We start from the raw sequence: 18,157 nt of genomic DNA, 5'->3' as shown, positions 1-18,157 counted from the left end.
ATGGAGATTAATGTCGACGTCGACCCCCACGCACTCAGCCCTTGAGATCGAGTCATCGATCTCCCAGAATCGCTCGATGTACTGCTGGGCCAACGCAAATTTACGCTGCCTTACTTGGATAAATAGGGCTAATACAGCAGCCAGAACGCCGACGAGTGTTCCAATGTCGATTAAGGCCATTGCTTCGCACTCCTTTCAAATTTGGTGGCACCCCACCAACAGCTCACGTGGATTCAGACTCGACCACTGAAACCAGTGTGAACGCTGGGATCTCGCGAAGTAGGCGCTTTGGAACGACTCTCATGACGACCGACCTGCCTCCAACATCCATGGGTGATTCCCCTGGTTGATAAGGTCGACTAAGTTTTCGGCGGCCGCCACGTGGTCGTCAACGTGTTCTTGAGATCGAGGCGGTGGCGTGGCGCAAGGTAACGACCGGTGGGTCGAGGTTTCCAAGTCCGCGTTTGACCACGAAACTTCTGGTCTGGAGATGATCCGGGACCTTCTGCCTGCCTCCGCCCCCTACCGTGCGTGGACGAACTTCGAGTTCATGGACAACCATGGCCAGTGGCATGAGATCGACGCCCTGGTCCTTGGCCGACGTCGCCTCCATCTTGTGGAGCTCAAGAGCTATTCCGGAGTTTTGCAGGGCTCGGAGACCAGCTGGGTCCGCACCACGATGGGTGGCAAGACGCTCACGCAGCGCTCGCCGCTACTGGTGACCAGACGCAAGGCCCAACGTCTGGCAACTCGTATCGAAGAAGAAGCTCGCAAGGTCGCGCTCGAGATCGGCTTGAATCCGGAGAAGGTTCGGCGGGCTCTTCCCTTTGTGCAGGAGTCTGTGTTCCTGCACGGCTCTCCGTTCAAGACGGATCTTCCTGACCTGGCGAAGTCGAGCCTCTTCGGACCTGACGGCCAAGAGGACAAGACCGGTCTACCCGGAATCTCGGATCGACTCCTGGAACCTCCGACGGACAACAGGCGGGTCGACGAGGACCTCAGTGTCATCATCGCCCTAGCTTTGAAGAACCTCGGTATCAGTCGCCGCACGGAGCGGGACGCAGGTTCGTGGACCATCACCGGCACACCGATTGCGAGCGGCGACGACTGGCAAGAATGGTCGGCCACCCAAAAGGTCACAAAAGAGAAGGGCCGCGCACGGATCGTCTCGTTCCGCCGAGGAACGCCCGCGAACGCTCGGGCAGCGGCGTACCGCAAGATCGACCGCGAATACTCGTTGCTCAGCTCACTTCGACACGAGAGCATCGTTGCCCCGCGTGACTTGGTGCAGGATGACGACGGCAACACGGTCATCGTTTACCCGGAGACCCCCGGATACGAGCCGCTCGATCTTGCGCTCGCAACCCGCACCCTCACCGCGGAGCAGCAGCTGCTGATCCTGACGCAAATCGCGGAAGCTGTTGGCTATGCGCACCGCAACTCCGTTGCGCACCGAGGACTCGGCCCCTCCACTGTGCTTATCCATACGGCGCAGCTCGATACAGGCACGGTTAAAATCCGGCTTGCTGACTGGTCGTGGGCAGGACGGGTTCACAGTCCCGACACTCGTTCGGCGACGATGCTCGGTACTTCGGCCACGACGGGAACGTCCCCTTCCGACGACGTGTATCAGGCCCCGGAAGACCGCTGGGCGATCGATGGAGACCGCCTCGCTCTCGACGTCTTCTCCCTGGGCGCGCTCGCCTACTTCTTGTTGTCGGGTGGCCAACCCCCTGCCAGGGATCGGGCCGCGCTCCTCGAGCGGTTGCGTCAGGAAGAGGGTCTCGATCTCGCGGCATCCGGTGGGAGGTTCGTCGACGAAGGTCTCCGAACGCTGGTACTCCGGGCGACCCAGCCCTCGGTCACCAAACGAGTTCAGACCGACAAGAAGACCGGTCAGCCTGGATTCGGGGCACAGCAGTTCGCGACCGAGCTCGCGAACTACCGTCACAAGCAACTAGCTCCGACCGCACAGCTGGCTGATCCCCTGAATCCTGCGCCGGGTGCTGTGCTGAGTGATCGTTTCGAGGTAGTCCGGGTACTCGGTTCTGGTTCCACAGCGCGCGGAGTCCTGGTTCACGACCGTGCGCATGACGACGTTCTCCGTGTGCTCAAGGTGGGCCTCGATGACAGTGCCGTTGCGAGACTTCGCGACGAAGCTGAGGTACTCACTCAGATCGGCGTGCAAAAGCCGCCGGTTTCCGGTGTCGTCGAGCTGATCGAAGGCCCGCTCGACCTAGCCCTGAATCGCACCGCACTGTTGCTCAGCAACGGTGGAGAGCAAACACTCGCCGACGTCGTGCGCTACACGCCGTTGGGTGAGGGCCAGCTGAAGGCATGGGGTCTCGAGCTGCTCGACGTGGTGGTGGCCCTCGATGCCGCCGGCATCACCCACCGCGACATCAAACCCGCCAATCTCGGTCTCTCCCGACCGGAGGCCAAAGCTCGTTCTGCCAAGGCCCGATTGGCCTTGTTCGACTTCTCGCTGTCGCGTGCGCCTGTCGATCAATTGGATGCGGGCACCCCTCCTTACCGTGACCCGTTCCTTGGTACGGGGTTGCGCACTTCTTTCGACTCTGCAGCCGAGCGTTACTCGGTTGGGGTGGTGCTGTTCGAGATGGCAACAGCCTCGACGCCCGAGTACGGCGACGGAGTGAGCGACCCAGGCGTCCTCAAAGATGAGGTGACTGTCAGTCCGGAGGATTTCACGGCCGGTGGTTTGAGTCGCAGTCGAGCCGAGGCGCTGGTTGGGTTCTTCCGAATCGCGCTGGCGCGCAACGCAAAGGACCGATTCGATACGGCATCGTCGATGCGAAGCGCGTGGAGCGCGGTGTTCAAGGCCCGTAACATCGCTGAACCGGTGTCGCCACCCGTCGTGCAAAAACCAGCGCCGGTCGCTTCTGCTGACACAAACCCGACAACGATTGTTCCGACGATCACATCGCTGGCCATCCTCGTTGGGGAGTTCGCGCGCGCTGCAGGCTCGAAGCCGAGCACTATCCGTCGCCAGGTAGTCGAGCTCGTCCTCGGTTCACACTCCCAGTCGCCGGAAGATCCATTTGTCACCTACCAAGTGTTGTCGCCACTGGCGAACGTCACTTCGGGTCGGATCGCTCAGATCTTCGGTGAATTCTCGGAGCTGTGGGACAAGCACTCCCAGCTCGCATCCACAGTCCGCGATCTGCACGGTCGTTTACAGATTCTGTTGGAGAAGTCTGGCGGTGCAAGTACGCCGGATTTGTTAGCTCGTGAGTTGCTCGGCGCCTTGCAATCAGATGGCCTGGCGAACCCCCAGCGCTCGGCTCTGGGTGTGCTCCGCATTTTGATGGCCTCTCAGCCGCCGTCGACTGTGAACGACGATCTCGAATCTGGGGTGGATTCGTCGTTGCACATGGTGCGACGCCACGGTTCGGGGACCGTAGCGATGATCTCCACGGCCGCGGTGTCGCGCCGACTGCCAGCTGTTCTCGCGGTCGACGCCGAAAAGCTTGTGGCCGAGCTGGTTTCCCAGGGGTCAGTGCTCGTCTCCCCTGCTGATGCGGAGATACCACTGCGCGCATCAGCAGCAACTGTTTTGGATGTCGCTCCGAACGACATCGAAATCCCAGGCCATGTCCTGTTGCGGATCGCTGCTGTGGGTTCGAAGGAGGTGGCTCTCTCCGCGCGCGATGAGCTCCATTCGCGGGCGCTCCCGATCGTCGAGTCCCTTCGAATCCTGTTGCGGGGACTGTCGACGTCTGATTCGTTCAGCCGAGCAGAACTCGAGTCCAGACTTCTGGCCCGCTTCCCAGCGCTGGTTCACACCCTCCCACGCCGCCCTGAGCTGGACGACGTCGTGTCCAAGCTCCTACCGGACATGCGATGGGACGAGACCGCGAGCCGATTCGCATTCGAGCATTCACTCGATCCTGCATCGCATGTTCCAACGCGGCATACGCGCACTGCGCCGATTCATCAACGTGGAAGCACTTCTACCGACATCGAATTCGCTCTCGAGTCCAGTGTTCGCGAACACAACTTCCGGGCATTGGGCGTTCCGCTGGGCGCGTCGGATGCTGTCGCTGCTGGGCTCGCTGCACGTTTCGGTGCTCGTCATATCGATGTGACTGATCTCCTCCTCAACAAGCTACGCAGTACCGCCACCCAAGCAAATATCAGCTGGAGTGAAATTCTCGCCGCTGACGCAGGCGCGGTGACTGATCGTGAGAATTTGAGAGGTTTTGTTTCACAGGCAATTCCGACACTCACGGACGCCGTCAGCAACGCTGATTCACCAGTGGTGTTGACCGATCTCTCGACTCTCGCAGCGTATGGGCAGCTCGGTGTTCTGCATGTGTGGGCTGACCTCGCGTCCCCGCCGAAGAATGCCGTGTGGGTGTTGGTGCCTCAACGGCAAGAGTCTGGTGGTTTGCCAGGTGCTCGGGTCGATGGAACCGCGCTACCCCTCAACAGCCCGGAACAATTCATTCAAGTTGCCGCCGAGGAAGTAGCAGCCTTGCTTGCAAGCGCGCAAACGAAGCATCATTCTGACGATCGTATCGAGGAGAACATCTGATGACGCTGGCCACGACGGCAGGCCCCCAGCTTACGGCTGCGTTGAAGCCACAGCTGGCATTGTTGGTCGACGACATACGCGCTCGACTCGAATCCGATGCCGAGGAGTTGGGGCGTTGGCAAGCGACTCATCGTCAAGCGGTCGCAGAACAGCGCACTGCTGGATCGTGGACGGATTGGTCGGAAGACCAGGTCACGCAGGCGGCTGTCGGTTGGCTCCTGACTTCGGTCTTCGTGCGCTTCTGCGAAGACAATCTACTCCTGGGCGATACTGCGGTATGGATTGCTGGGCCGGACCGCGGTTTGCGGCAGCGTGCCGAAGACGCAGAGAACGATTTCTACCGACGGAACCAGGAATTTTCTTACCGCGAGTGGCTCGAGGTGTCATTCACGGCTCTACGCGACTGCCCTGCTACCCAAGCTTTGGTCGACGACCATGCAGCACTCAACATTGCTTCACCGTCTTCTGATGCGGTGCAACAACTTCTGTCGTTCTGGCGACGAACCGGGGATGACGGTGAATTGATCTGGTCGTTCGCGGACGCTGATCTCTCCACTCGATTCCTGGGCGACCTGTATCAAGACCTCTCCGAATTTGCGAAGAAGAAGTATGCGCTTTTGCAGACTCCAGAATTTGTCGAAGAGTTCATCCTCGATCGAACGCTGACGCCAGCTCTGAAAGATCGGCCGCTCGAAGGCTTCAAGTTGATTGACCCCACCTGTGGGAGCGGGCACTTCCTGCTCGGCGCGTTCGCGCGGCTCACAGAACGCTGGCACGAAGAAGCGCCGGGTCTCGAGCTCCGAACACGCGTGGACAAGGCGCTCTCTTCGATCTATGGTGTTGACCTCAATCCATTTGCGGTGGCTATTGCCAAGTTCCGCCTGATCGTCGCTGCGCTCCAAGCCTGCGGGGAAAGCTCGCTGGTCGACGCGCCGAAGTTCACGCTCAACCTCGCGGCTGGCGATTCGCTGCTCCACGGGCCCGAAGCAGACGGTACCGATGCATTCGATTACAACGACACCGCGCTCAACAAGGACTCAGTCGCTTCGGGCTTCAACTACAGCACAGAGGACGCAGCCGTCCTTCGCTCAATTCTGACTCCCGGGACGTACGACGCGGTAGTCGGAAATCCTCCCTACATCGTCGTTAATGATAAAGCTCTTAACATTCGCTACCGAGAGCTATATCCATACTGCAAAGGAAAATACGCCCTTACTGTTCCTTTTATGGAGCTATTCTTCAAGCTTGCCAAGTCCGGTGCGCGATCTGGATTCACAGGGCAAATTACCTCAAACTCTTTCATGAAGCGAGAATTTGGGGTTCCCCTAATTGAAGAATTTCTGGCGAACAAAGACCTACTATTAGTAGCCGACACCTCAGGGGCTTACATTCCAGGCCACGGTACTCCGACCGTCATTGTCGTCGGCCGAAACCAAGGCAAAAAACGCGATACCGTTCGGACCGTACTCGGCGTACAAGGCGAACCTGGCGCGCCCGAAGATCCCGCCAAGGGGAAAGTCTGGACATCGATTACTGAACACGTCGACGCCCCAGGGTACGAAGATCAGTGGATTTCAATCCTCGATCTTCCCCGTCAGGCAATATCAACGCACCCTTGGAGCCTGTCTGGTGGTGGCGCAGTCGAAGCTTCCCTCGCACTGGACACTGCAACTGACTCACTGCTCAACGACGTGACTAGTTCGATCGGAATCACTTGCTTCACCCTCGAAGATAGTGTGTATTTAGTAGATCTTGCAAGCCCAGAGCGGCGCGGATTGAAACACGTGCGTCCAATGATTCTCGGTGACCAGCTGCGCGATTGGTCGGAAACACCCGACATTCTTGCTATCTTTCCCTACGACGATGATTTTCAGCCTATCGATGTTGAGGACAATCTCAATCTTCTGCAATTCCTTTGGCCCTACAAAACATGCATTTCGAATAGTAAAATGTTTGGCGATAAGACGAAGGTAGAATCCGGCTTGAAGTGGACGGAATATGGGCGTCTGACGGCCAGTAAGCTTCGCACTCCCCTCTCAATCACCTTTGCCTTTGTCGCAACCCACAACCATTTCGTCCTGGACCGCGGCGGGAAGGTGTTCAACCGTTCTGCACCCGTGATCAAGCTGCCGAAGGATGCGACTGAGGACGACCACCTACGACTGCTGGGGACTCTCAACAGCTCGACCGCCTGCTTCTGGCTCAAACAGAACAGTCACGACAAGGGCAACGGTGGAATCGGCGGTGGCATCGCGTCAGAAGAGTGGGAGCGATTCTACGAATTCACCGGCACCACCCTCAAAGACTTCCCGCTCCCCGCCGCCGCACCGCTCGACCGCGGACGTCGAATCGACACACTGGCACAACAACTCTCCGCGCAGGAGCCTGCTGCTGCAATCGAGGCTCACGGCGCAACCCGTGCCACCATCGATGCCGCACGAAGCCAGCATGCACACATCCGCACTTTGATGATTGCCGAACAAGAAGAACTCGACTGGGAGGTCTACCGAAACTATGGCCTCATCGATGATGATCTGACTGTGCCGGTGGGCAAGGCTCCCGAGACCGTGCTTGGTGAGCGCACATTCGAAATCGTGCTCGCTCGAAAAGTCGCATCCGGTGAATCGGAGACAGCATGGTTTTCCCGTCACAACTCCACACCGATCACAGCGGTGCCAGCACAGTGGCCAAGCGCGTACCGCGAACTCATCGAGAAGCGTATCGCTGCAATCGAATCCAATCCGTTCATACGGTTGCTGGAGAAGCCGGAATACAAGCGCCGGTGGGCCGGCGAAACCTGGGACACCAAGCTCCAGAGTGCTCTCAAAGACTGGCTTCTGGACCGTCTCGAAGACCAGTCGCTCTGGTTCACGCCGAATGGCACGCCACAACCACGTTCCATCGGTGAGCTCGCCGGCCAGGTCGAGACCAACACAGAATTCATCGACGCACTGGACTTATGGGCTGGCCAGAAGGACGCGCCCGTAACCGCCACGCTGATCAAACTCCTCGCAGATGAGGGTGTCCCCTACCTTGCCGCCATGCGCTACAAGGACTCCGGACTGCGCAAACGCGCAGAGTGGGAACGCGTCTGGGATCTGCAACGAGACGAGGATGCTGGCCTGATAGCGGCGACCGACATTCCCGTGCCACCGAAATACACCGGTGCTGACTTCGTCAAGCAGTCCTACTGGTCACACCGCGGCAAACTCGATGTCCCCAAAGAACGGTTCATCTCTTACCTCGGCGCGGGACGAGAAACTGATCCGACTCCACTGCTGGGCTGGGCAGGCTGGAACCAAGCCCAGCAAGGCATCGCTCTGGCAACGATATACGCGTGGCGCGAATCCGAAGGCATCGATCTCGGTGAGCTCGTGCCCACCGTCGCTGGCATTGCCGAGATCCTGCCCTGGGTCAAGCAATGGCACGCCGGGGTCGACCCCACTATCGGTCTCGATCTGGCCGAGTACCTCACCGGCCAGCTGGCCGAGAAATCAGCAGCCGTGAACGTGCCCGTGGACGACCTCAACAAGTGGCGGCCCGTCAAGACCACCCGAGCACGCAAAGCCACCGCACGAAAGGCAGTTCAGCAGTGACCTTCTCAGGTTCATCCGCCGCTCCCGCTCGGACTCTGCGAGAGACGTTCGCGATCCCCGAGTCGCACGGCACCAATGATTACGTACTGCGACTGTCGGATTCAGTCGAAGAGAACAGCATCGCAACCACCATCAGTACGTACGTTGTCACACCGGCACTCGCCGACGCTTTCGACACTGCGCTGTCCGTCGTCGACGAAGCACTACGCACCAAACAAAACAAAGCTGCCTACCTCGAGGGTTCCTTCGGATCTGGTAAGTCGCACTTCATGGCCGTGCTGCACGCAATGCTCGGACACTCACCCGCAGCACTGTCCACTCCTGAACTCCAACCGGTCATCGCGAAACATCCCGCGATTGCGAAGGTGAACCTGCTGCGCCTGACGTTCCACTTCCTGGACGCGCACAGCGTGGAGTCTGCATTGTTCGATCAATACTTGCGTCAAATTGCGTCGCTACACCCCACTGTCCTACCGCCGGTGCTGCATTCGGCCGGCGGGCTGTTCGCCGACGCCGACAACCGCCGCCGCGAGGTCGGCGACGCCACCTTCTTCGCAGCGCTGAACGGCACACACACCCAGCAGACCACAACAGTCGATTGGGGCGCACTGGGGCAGGGCACCAGCACCTGGACTGCGGAGACTTATGCGTCCGCCTGCGCGCCCAACGCAGACCCCGAGGTACGCGCGAAACTGCAGCAGGCCCTGATTGCGACGTACTTCACCAGCTACTCACGCAATACTGATTGGCTGCCGCTCGAAGACGGTCTCGCCGTCATCGCCGATCATGCCAAGTCGCTCGGCTACGACGGCGTCGTACTGATGCTCGATGAGCTGGTCCTCTGGCTGACGTTCATGATCACCGCGCGGGAGAAGTTCAACGTCGAGGTCCAGAAGATCACCAAGCTCGTCGAAACCAGCCGAGGACACCTCGCGGTCCCCATTGCGTCGTTCATCGCTCGTCAGCATGATCTGAGCCGCTGGCTGACCACCAGGCCCGAGTCCGGTGCGACTCAGCAAGCCCTGGAGCAGGCTTTTGCCCACCAGGCTGGCCGGTTCGGCAGTGTCCGCCTCGGTGACGAGAACTTGCCCTACATCGCGAACAAGCGGCTGCTCCAACCAGCGAACGCGGACGCGGTCGCCGCGCTCGACGCCGCGTTCGCCCGACTCGACCGGAGCCCCAAGGTCTGGGATGTATTGCTCGACGGAGTCAACACCGACGATCAGCACCGCGGGTCGGACTCCGACGCATTCAAACTCACCTATCCGTTCTCGCCTGCGCTCATCGACACCCTCCGGTCGCTCTCCGGTCAGATGCAGCGCGAGCGCACCGCGCTCAAGGTGATGCAACAGATCCTCGCCGACAACGCCGACCGTCTCACCATCGACAACGTCATTCCAGTAGGCGAAGCATTCGACTACATCATCGACAGTGCCAACGCGACACCGATCAATGATGCTGCAGCACAGACGTTCAAGACTGCCCGCACACTGTGGACCGACAAACTGCGTCCATTGCTCTTCAAGAACGCGGGCGTTCCTGAGACGACAGCAGACAAGGACGTTCCAGCCGGTCTACGTGCCGACATCCGGATCGCCAAGACACTGCTGATGTCAGCTGTTGCACCGAACGTGCCGGCACTCAAGCAAATCGACGCATCTCGGCTGGCATCGCTCAACCACGGCAGCGTCATCAGCCTGATCCCCGGAGACCAGATCGGTCAGATCACCAACAAGGTGAAACAGTGGGCGGCCGAGATACCAGAGCTGTCCGTCACCAACGATGCCAACCCGATCATCTCGGTAACGCTCGAATCGGTTGACTACGAACGCATCATCGCGCGCGCACAATCGGAAGACACCGATGGCCGTCGACGGGAGCTGATGCGTGATTTGCTGGCCGAGCATCTAGGAGTCATCGGCGCACAACACACCGTCGACAACGCTCTGCTGCGGTCGGTCACCTGGCGTGCCACCCAACGACAGGTCGAGGTCGTGTTCGGCAACGTCCGCGACCACGGCTACCTCCCGGACGAGACCTTCCGTCCATCCGTCGACGGTGCGTTGAGGCTTGTGGTCGATCTGCCATTCGACGATGCAGGCCACACGACCGCCGAGGACCACGACCGCGTCGAACAGTTACGTCGAACCAGCCAAGGCCGATTCACCGTCGTCTGGCTCCCCAGCTTCTTCCCCGAGAAGGTAACGCGCCAGCTCGGACGCCTCGTCATTCTCAACTACGTGTTGGCCGGAGATCGGTGGGCCGGTTATGCCAACGAGCTCTCCGAAGCCGATCGGGCTGCCGCACGTTCGATACTCCAACAGCAGCAAGCTCAGGTCCGTGGCCAGCTGAACAATGCTGTGCAGGTCTCCTACGGCGTGGCCGCGGGAGCCTCCTTCGAGGAAGGCCAACCGCCACTTCGGTCGCTGCACGCGGGTTTCGTCGTACAACCACCCATCGGAAATACCCTGGGCGAAGCGGTCAATCGGCTAATCGGCGACGCATTCGACGCGCTGTACCCGGACCACCCCGATTTCACCCCGCCGGACAAACTCATCACCCGGAGTGAACTGAACCTGGTCCTCAAACGACTCCGAGAAGCCCAATCTCAGCTGGACGGACGTATCGCCCTCGAGCGTTCCGAACGCGATATTGCCCGTCGCGTCGTGGAACCTTTGGCCCTCGCCAAGACCAACGAGACGCATCTGTTGTTCGGACCGGAACATTTCGCGACGTGGCGGAGCCGAATTACTCAAGAGCTGTCGAGATCGTCGATCGATGAAGACACCGACGTCGCCATCGAGGTGCTTCGAACTGCCATTGCCGCCAGTGGGGCCCGACGCGGCCTGACCGACGACATGGTCGACCTCATTGCAGGTGCATGGACTGCTCAAACGAAGCGCTCGTGGTTCCTGCACTCATCCCCCATCGCCGAACCGCTCATCGGAGACTTCCGTCGCGGCACCACAATGCGCCTCGAACCCTTACCTGAGCGCCAACCGTGGATCGATGCCTGCCGCCGATGGAATGTGCTCACAGGCCAGAACGTCAACGATTTTCTCACTGCCACCAACGTCGCAGTCTTTGCGCGCACCGTGCAGGAGTTCGCTGCCGCCGGCCGCGCAGATCGCTTGCGTCTCGTGGGCACGCTCACCAAGGCCGACAGCCACCTTCGGATTCCACTCGACAACGAGCGATTGGTACTCGCCCAGGACCTGTGCGATCTCCTCGACGATCGAATTCCACACTTGGACAACATTGCCCTGGTCGAGGCGCTAGCCGGCGCGGAGCTTCATGGCACAGACCTAGAGGCCGGACGTTCCATGACAACAGCCGGCGCTGTCGCGAACACAGTGGACGGCTTCTCGTTGGACCGCCTCAACGTCCTGAGCAACGCAGCTTCGACAGAGAACGATCGCGGCCGCAAAGCCGCAGTCATCGTCGATTCGGTCAAAGCCGCACTGGCCGGTCACGAGCTTGCTCGGCCATTACAAGCGGCGCTGGACGAGGCCAGCCGAGATCGCGACAGATGGTTGGAGGAGGGCATTGTTGCTCCGCCACCGCCGCCTGTTTCAGACTCGGATCCCGAGTCAGGACAAGAGCCAACGCCAGAGAGTCAGCCCGTCGTCGAGTCGTTCACCATCGACAGCGGTGCGATCTCTTCGGTGGTTGAGGAGCGCCTCACAGCGCTGCTCGCGGCGAACCCTGGGGCGCGGTACACCGTCACCATTTCGCGGATCGATCGATGACTGCGTCCACGAACCTTCCCAAAGCGGATGTGGCCAGCGTCCGGAACTTGATATCGAACTCGAGGCAATCGCGACACAACCGCGGCGTGATCGCGGTATCCGCAGCCCCAGAGTGGACCGGCGACGCAGAATTCACCTTCGACGGGCAAACCGTCAAAGTCCGACCAGCACCGAGTGTCCTGGCCATCAGGGACGCGCTGACCGAACGCAGTCGCGTCGACTGGGTAGTAATCCTGACCGATCGAACCCCTGCGGAACTACCCGTCGGCATCCTCGAACACCTCACTGCGGGTCGTCTCTCGAATCTCGACCCTTGGCCTGTTCTACGTGAAATGTTCAGTGCATCGAAGCAAGAGTTCAATTTGCTCTCACTGAAGAACGAGTCCGCGCGTGCCGTACTGCGAGAGTTGGACGGCCGACAGATTGTGCCGGCCCCCGGTGGAGTTCTCACCAACGAACACCTGTTCACCTCACTCTCGTCCGATCGATTCGGTTTGAAGCCAGCAGAATTCACCCCTCACAGCATCGCCATGTGGTCGATGAATCGCGAGGATGCCCTACGGTTCGACGGTTGGCGCTCGCGCACCGACCCCCACCTTTTCGACGAGTTTCTGAACTGGATAGGCGGGCGGCTCGGCCCCCTCGGAGGCCCGTTCACAACGGTGCTTCGAACCACCGGCCCAACCGAACTGGTCCCCCTCGGATTGGTAGCAGCATTGCTCGACAACGGCACAGCGATCTCGACAGCATTCCCTGCAGCGCTCGAAACGTCCATCAAGGTCCGAACCCTGTTGGAAGTCCAACTTGGAGGCACTGCGCATCTCACCGAACAACAACTGATCGCGTGGGGCAACACAGCAGCCCTCGCTGTCTCCGGAACCGAAGTTCCAGCTGACATTCTCCGTCGCGGAGAAGACCTTGTGACATCGCTACAGGCCGACTCGCTGATTGCCCGATCAGATGTGTTGCCGTCCGCTATGACGCCACGTATCGCGCAGTTCGCCGCCGCCCTAGCCGACGCGACCCGATCCAGCAGCCTCGCTACGGTCGAGAATGCCTGGGCCAACGTCATTTCACACCGTTCCGCGCGAGTGGACACCACCGACGCACCTCGTGATGTTCGGGTCGGCTCGGCCTCGCTGCGCCTACTGCGTTGGCTTCAGCGTCCTCCGGTGGAACCCACGACGTTGGCGTCATGGCTCACTGAACACCGCTCGGATCTGTCCTGGGTCGATGGAGCAGTCAATGCTGCTTTCACCGGCGCGGACAGCACCGCGCTTGCGTCCGCGGCCCACCGCATCATCGATCTCGTTCGCCAGCGACGCACAGCCGCCGACCGACAGTTCGCTCGACTACTCGCCGTCAATGGCACGCACCGCAACACCTCCGCCGCAATGCCATTGCTGATCGAGGACCTTCTCGATCGAGTCGTCCGCCCTCTCACCGTGCCGCAGCCGGGCGCCACCGGTTCATCCAACCCCGTCAAACCCTCCCCTGTGCTCCTGATCGTCGCCGACGGAATGAGCGCCACCGTTGCAAACGAGGTCGTGGCTGACGCACTCCGGCGGTATCGGCCGCAGTGGCAAGAATGCGTGTTGGAGGACTCCGACACTCTGCAGGCCGCACTCGCGGTCCTTCCGACAGTGACAAAGTTCTCGCGATGCTCATTGTTGACCGGAGCACTCGCCACTGGCACCCAGGATCGTGAACGCAGCGGCTTCACTTCCTGGCTGCAGAGCAACTCACTGCAAGCAACCGGACAAGTTCTCTTCCACAAGGCCGATATGGATGCGGTCTCTCGCGGCCACGCCCTGGCATTCGACGTCCGGATAGCACTCGAGGACACCGGCAATCGCCCCGTCGTTGCCTGTGTCCTCAACGATATCGACGACGCGCTGGATCGTTCCGATCCCATCGGATCGAGTTTGTCGACATCGAGTTTCAAGCATCTCGACGCACTCTTGGCTGCAGCTGCCGCAGTAGGCCGTACGGTCGTTCTGACGAGCGACCACGGCCATGTCGTAGAACGACGCGAACAGCCCAGTGTTCAACGCGGGGTTAGGGAATCAGCACGGTATCGCTCTGCCATCGGAGTCGACCCGACTTCCCTGCCGGCCGACGAGATCCTCGTCGAAGGTGAGCGAGTGCGCACCGACGACCACCGCGCAATCCTCGCGGTGGATGAGCAGGTGCGTTACACCGGACTCAAGGCCGGATATCACGGTGGTGCGACACTGTCCGAAGCAGTAATCCCCGTATCGATATTGGTCAACGGTGCTATTCCCCCACACCTGGGCTTGGAGCTGCGTCCCAACCCGGTACCTGTCTGGTGGGATCCGCAGCGGACCACCGCAGTTGCTCCAGCGGGAGCGACGGAACGTGTCCGCGCAGTTCCCAAGCGAAAGCCCACCGCCAAACCAGTACTGCAGCCGGACTCGCTGTTCGACGTTGCCGAGGCTGCCGCACCTTCGGCCACGCCCGCGCCGGTCGGTGGTCGAGATCTCGTAGCGGAACTGCTGGCGAGCCCACTCTTCACTCAGCAATACAACGCATTTCCTCCGCGAATCACCAAACCCGTCATCGGACTGTTCATTCAAGAACTGATCAACGGAAACGGCCGGATGCCTCTCCCCCAGGCCGCTGAAATTCTCGGCGTCCAAGCAGGCCGAGCGAAGAGAACGATCGCCGCGCTCAGTCAGGTCATCAATGCGGATGGCGTAGTGGCACTGAGCGAAAATGGAATCGAAGTGGAGCTTGCAGCGGGCCTGATGTTCGAACAGTACGAGGTGAAGCCATGAGTCTGTCCCCCGTCCGGCGCCGAGAAATTCTGCAGGCGCTCCGACAAGGCACCGTACCCTCCGGCAATCTCGATGTGCTGGCAGTAGGCATCGATAAATTCGCCACCACAGTCGGCGAGGATCTCGAGGCTGTTGCGTCCGGCGGAGCCGTCTTCAAGGCTGTGCGAGGTGAGTACGGCTCCGGTAAAACGTTTTACGCACGCTGGCTACAGCAACAGGCCATGAAGCGCGGCCTGGCAGTCGCTGAAGTTCAAATCAGCGAGCTGGAGACGCCGCTTCACAAACTCGAAACTGTCTACCGCCGTACCACGGAATCACTCCGCACTTCGGCGTTTGCACCCTCCGCCTTCCGCAGCGTTCTCGACGCCTGGCTCTACGGGATCGAGGAGGACGCAGCAGCCGCGGCAGGCACCGACGAGGCATCACCCGAACAGGTCGACGCACTGCTCGAGACGCGTCTCGCAGCCGTGTCCACGGCCACTCCGGTGTATCCGATGGTGTTGCGCGCCTACAGAGCCGCGCTCGAACGCGACGACGTCGCCACCGCCGATGCCTTGGTCGCGTGGCTCGGTGGCCAACCACATGTCGGCGCCGCAGCGAAACGAGCAGCCGGAGTCCGTCAGGACGTCGATCACTTCCTGGCAATGGGTTTCCTCCAGGGCCTCCTTGCAGTACTTAAGGGTGCCCGCCACCCCGGTCTGCTGCTGGTGATCGATGAGGTCGAAACGCTACAGCGCATGCGTTCCGACGCACGAGCAAAAGCATTGAATGCTCTGCGTCAGTGGATCGACGAACTCGATTCTGGCCGCTATCCGGGTCTGTACCTGCTCATTACCGGTACTCCCGCGTTCTTCGACGGGCGGATGGGGGTTCAGTCGCTCCCCCCTTTGGCGCAACGCCTGCATACCGACTTCTCGGGGGACGCCAGATTCGACAACCCTCGAGCCCCTCAGATTCGCCTTGCAGGATTCGACATCGACAGGTTGGTCGAAGTCGGGATTCGGGTGCGCGACGTCTTCCAAGACGGGTCCGCAGTGCCCGACCGGATCGCTTCGATGGTCGATGATGCCTACATCGCCGACCTCGCACGCGCGGTTGCCGGCAAACTCGGCGGACAGGTCGGCATCTCACCGAGGCTATTTCTGAAGAAGCTCGTTCTCGATGTGCTGGACAAGGTCGATCAATTTCCTGATTTCGATCCACGTCAGAACTACTCGCTGACCCTGAGTTCCGAGGAGATGACCGACACCGAACGCCATGCGGTCTCCGCGGACGAGGTCCAATTGTGACCGGGTTCGCCTCCTTGAATCCCGTAGTACAGCATCACATCGTCAACAGTCTTGGGTGGCAAGGTTTAAGACCATTGCAGGAGGAGGCGGTCGCTCCAATCATGAACGGTGAGGACGCGATTCTGCTCGCACCCACAGCCGGAGGTAAAACCGAGGCCGCGTGTTTTCCTTTGATGAGCAAGATGGCCGACGAGAACTGGCAGGGCCTCTCGGTTCTCTACTTGTGCCCGCTCAAGGCTCTATTGAACAATCTGCAACCACGTATCGAGTCGTATACCGCTTGGATTGGGAGGGAGACCCTGACCTGGCACGGTGACGTGTCGGCCTCGGCTCGGACTCGAATCAAGCGTGAGCAACCCGACGTTCTGCTTACAACGCCAGAATCGCTCGAGTCGATGCTTGTCTCCGCGAGCGTCGATGCCGAACAGTTGTTCGGCAATCTCCGGGCGGTGGTGATCGACGAAGTTCACGCTTTCGCTGGCGACGACCGCGGATGGCATCTTCTGGCAGTTCTGGCGCGAATCGAGAGCCTGCTCGGACGCAGGTTTCAGCGGGTCGGAATGTCTGCGACGGTGGGCAATCCGGACGAACTCTTGAATTGGTTGCAATCGGCCGACACCGCCAGAATCGGTCGCGTCATTGCCCCCGACGTCCCCGGCAATGCGCTGGCCGTCGTCGGATCCTCGCTCGCTGTCACCTCGACACAACCCGCACATCTAGGCGCAGCGCCGACCGACGTGACGGTGGACTACGTCGGCCGTGTCGAGAACGCGGTCAAAGTGATAGCGGCACTGCATCAGGGTGAAAAACGGTTGGTTTTCGTCGACTCCCGCAGGCTCGCAGAAGAAATCGGTGAAGGGCTCCACGAGGCAGGGGTGACCGTATTCATCTCACATTCTTCTCTGTCTGCAGCGGAGCGACGACGCTCGGAGGAGGCATTCGCCGACGCGAGAGACTGCGTGATCGTCGCGACTTCGACACTCGAACTCGGAATCGATGTAGGCGACCTCGATCGGGTCATCCAGATCAATGCGCCGCGCACCGTATCGTCCTTCCTACAGCGGCTCGGCCGCACCGGCAGGCGAGCCGGTACCGAACGAAACTGCCTGTTTCTCGCACTCGACAACGACAATCTTCTGACGATGATGGGAATGTTGAATTGTTGGAGTCAGGGTTGGGTCGAACCGGTCACGCCGCCCATTGCCCCGCGTCATATTGCTGCACAACAGATCCTGGCCTTCGCGTTGCAGAACCACCGAATACCACTCTCCGACTGGAAGAAGCCCTGGGGCACCCTTCCGCTCTTCGATTCCACCGCTGACGAAAGTTTCGAATACCTTCTCAGTGAAGGCTTCCTGCAGCAGGATGGCGGAATCGCATTCATGGGTCCCGAAGCCGAAAAGCGTTTCGGACACCGCCACTTCATGGAGCTCCTCGCAGTTTTCACCGCCGCACCGCAGTTCACTGTCATGGCCGGCCGAAACGATATCGGCTTCGTCGAAACCGAAGTCCTGACCGAGTCCGTCGAAGGACCACGTGTCCTGTTGCTCAGTGGCCGATCATGGATGGTGACACACATCGACTGGAATCGACGGATCTGCTACGTCGAATCCACAACTATCACCGGACGCGCGAAATGGGGCTCGGCAGGGGAAGGCGCTTCCTTCGAGATCAACCGCGGCATGCGAGCAGTACTCCTGGGCGCGCTGCCGGCAGGCGTGACACTGACAAGACGGGCTTCCTCTGCAATGGAAGGATTACGTGCAGACAGAAACACAACCGTCGCAGCCGACGCCCTTGTCGTCACACGCGAGGACAACGGAGATTGGCGGTGGTGGACCTGGGCGGGGACACGTGCAAACAGAACTCTGTCCGCGTGGCTCTCGTCCATCGTGCCGCCACGACAGCTCACACGCGGAGACTCGATCCGTTTGTATCCCGACATCGGACCGCGGGAGATAAGCGCAGCGCTGGCAGCAGCGCGAAGTCCTGATGCGCCGAAGCCATTGCCATTCGTCAATCCGAAAGCGTTGAGCGGATTGAAGTTCTCTGCTGCGCTTCCCGAGAAGCTGGCGGTCCTGACAATGGCAGCACGGCTGGTCGATCTGCACGGGGCAGAAGCAACGCTGGGCAACAAATCTTCGGTCCGAGCACAGGGTTGAAGTGCGGC

The 18,157-nt window shown here is 60.4% G+C and carries 6 protein-coding genes; all 6 read left to right on the top strand.

The annotated features are described in order from the left end of the window. Positions 1 to 418: 418 nt before the first annotated feature. Genes BJI47_RS10240 through BJI47_RS10215 form a run of 6 tightly spaced genes read left to right on the top strand, consistent with a single transcriptional unit; the run spans position 419 to position 18,149 of the window. Positions 419 to 4,555: an NERD domain-containing protein gene (locus BJI47_RS10240; RefSeq protein ID WP_254900501.1), complete on the top strand. Its 4,137-nt coding sequence runs from the start codon at positions 419 to 421 to the stop codon at positions 4,553 to 4,555. After that, positions 4,555 to 8,151 carry a BREX-2 system adenine-specific DNA-methyltransferase PglX gene (pglX, locus tag BJI47_RS10235; protein ID WP_088943630.1) on the top strand — a complete coding sequence of 1,199 codons (3,597 nt, stop codon included), beginning with the start codon at positions 4,555 to 4,557 and terminating at the stop codon, positions 8,149 to 8,151. Before BJI47_RS10240 ends, pglX begins: the two co-directional genes overlap by 1 nt. Next, positions 8,148 to 11,900, top strand: a complete 3,753-nt coding sequence (locus BJI47_RS10230) for a DUF6079 family protein (RefSeq protein WP_088943629.1) — start codon at positions 8,148 to 8,150, stop codon at positions 11,898 to 11,900. The genes pglX and BJI47_RS10230 overlap by 4 nt, the downstream gene beginning before the upstream one ends. After that, on the top strand, positions 11,897 to 14,698 hold the full coding sequence (gene pglZ, locus BJI47_RS10225) for a BREX-2 system phosphatase PglZ (protein WP_088943628.1): 2,802 nt from the start codon (positions 11,897 to 11,899) through the stop codon (positions 14,696 to 14,698). Before BJI47_RS10230 ends, pglZ begins: the two co-directional genes overlap by 4 nt. Next, a complete protein-coding gene (gene brxD, locus BJI47_RS10220; protein ID WP_088943627.1) occupies positions 14,695 to 15,987 on the top strand; it encodes a BREX system ATP-binding protein BrxD in 1,293 nt (430 codons plus the stop codon). Before pglZ ends, brxD begins: the two co-directional genes overlap by 4 nt. Beyond that, a complete protein-coding gene (locus BJI47_RS10215) occupies positions 15,984 to 18,149 on the top strand; it encodes a DEAD/DEAH box helicase (RefSeq protein ID WP_088943626.1) in 2,166 nt (721 codons plus the stop codon). Before brxD ends, BJI47_RS10215 begins: the two co-directional genes overlap by 4 nt. Positions 18,150 to 18,157: the final 8 nt, after the last annotated feature.

Origin of the sequence: Rhodococcus sp. 1168, from assembly GCF_002091955.1 — a bacterium.
Taxonomy (GTDB): domain Bacteria; phylum Actinomycetota; class Actinomycetes; order Mycobacteriales; family Mycobacteriaceae; genus Rhodococcoides.
The sequence above is the reverse complement of the archived record's forward strand: the minus strand, read 5'-3'. Positions and strand labels throughout refer to the sequence as shown.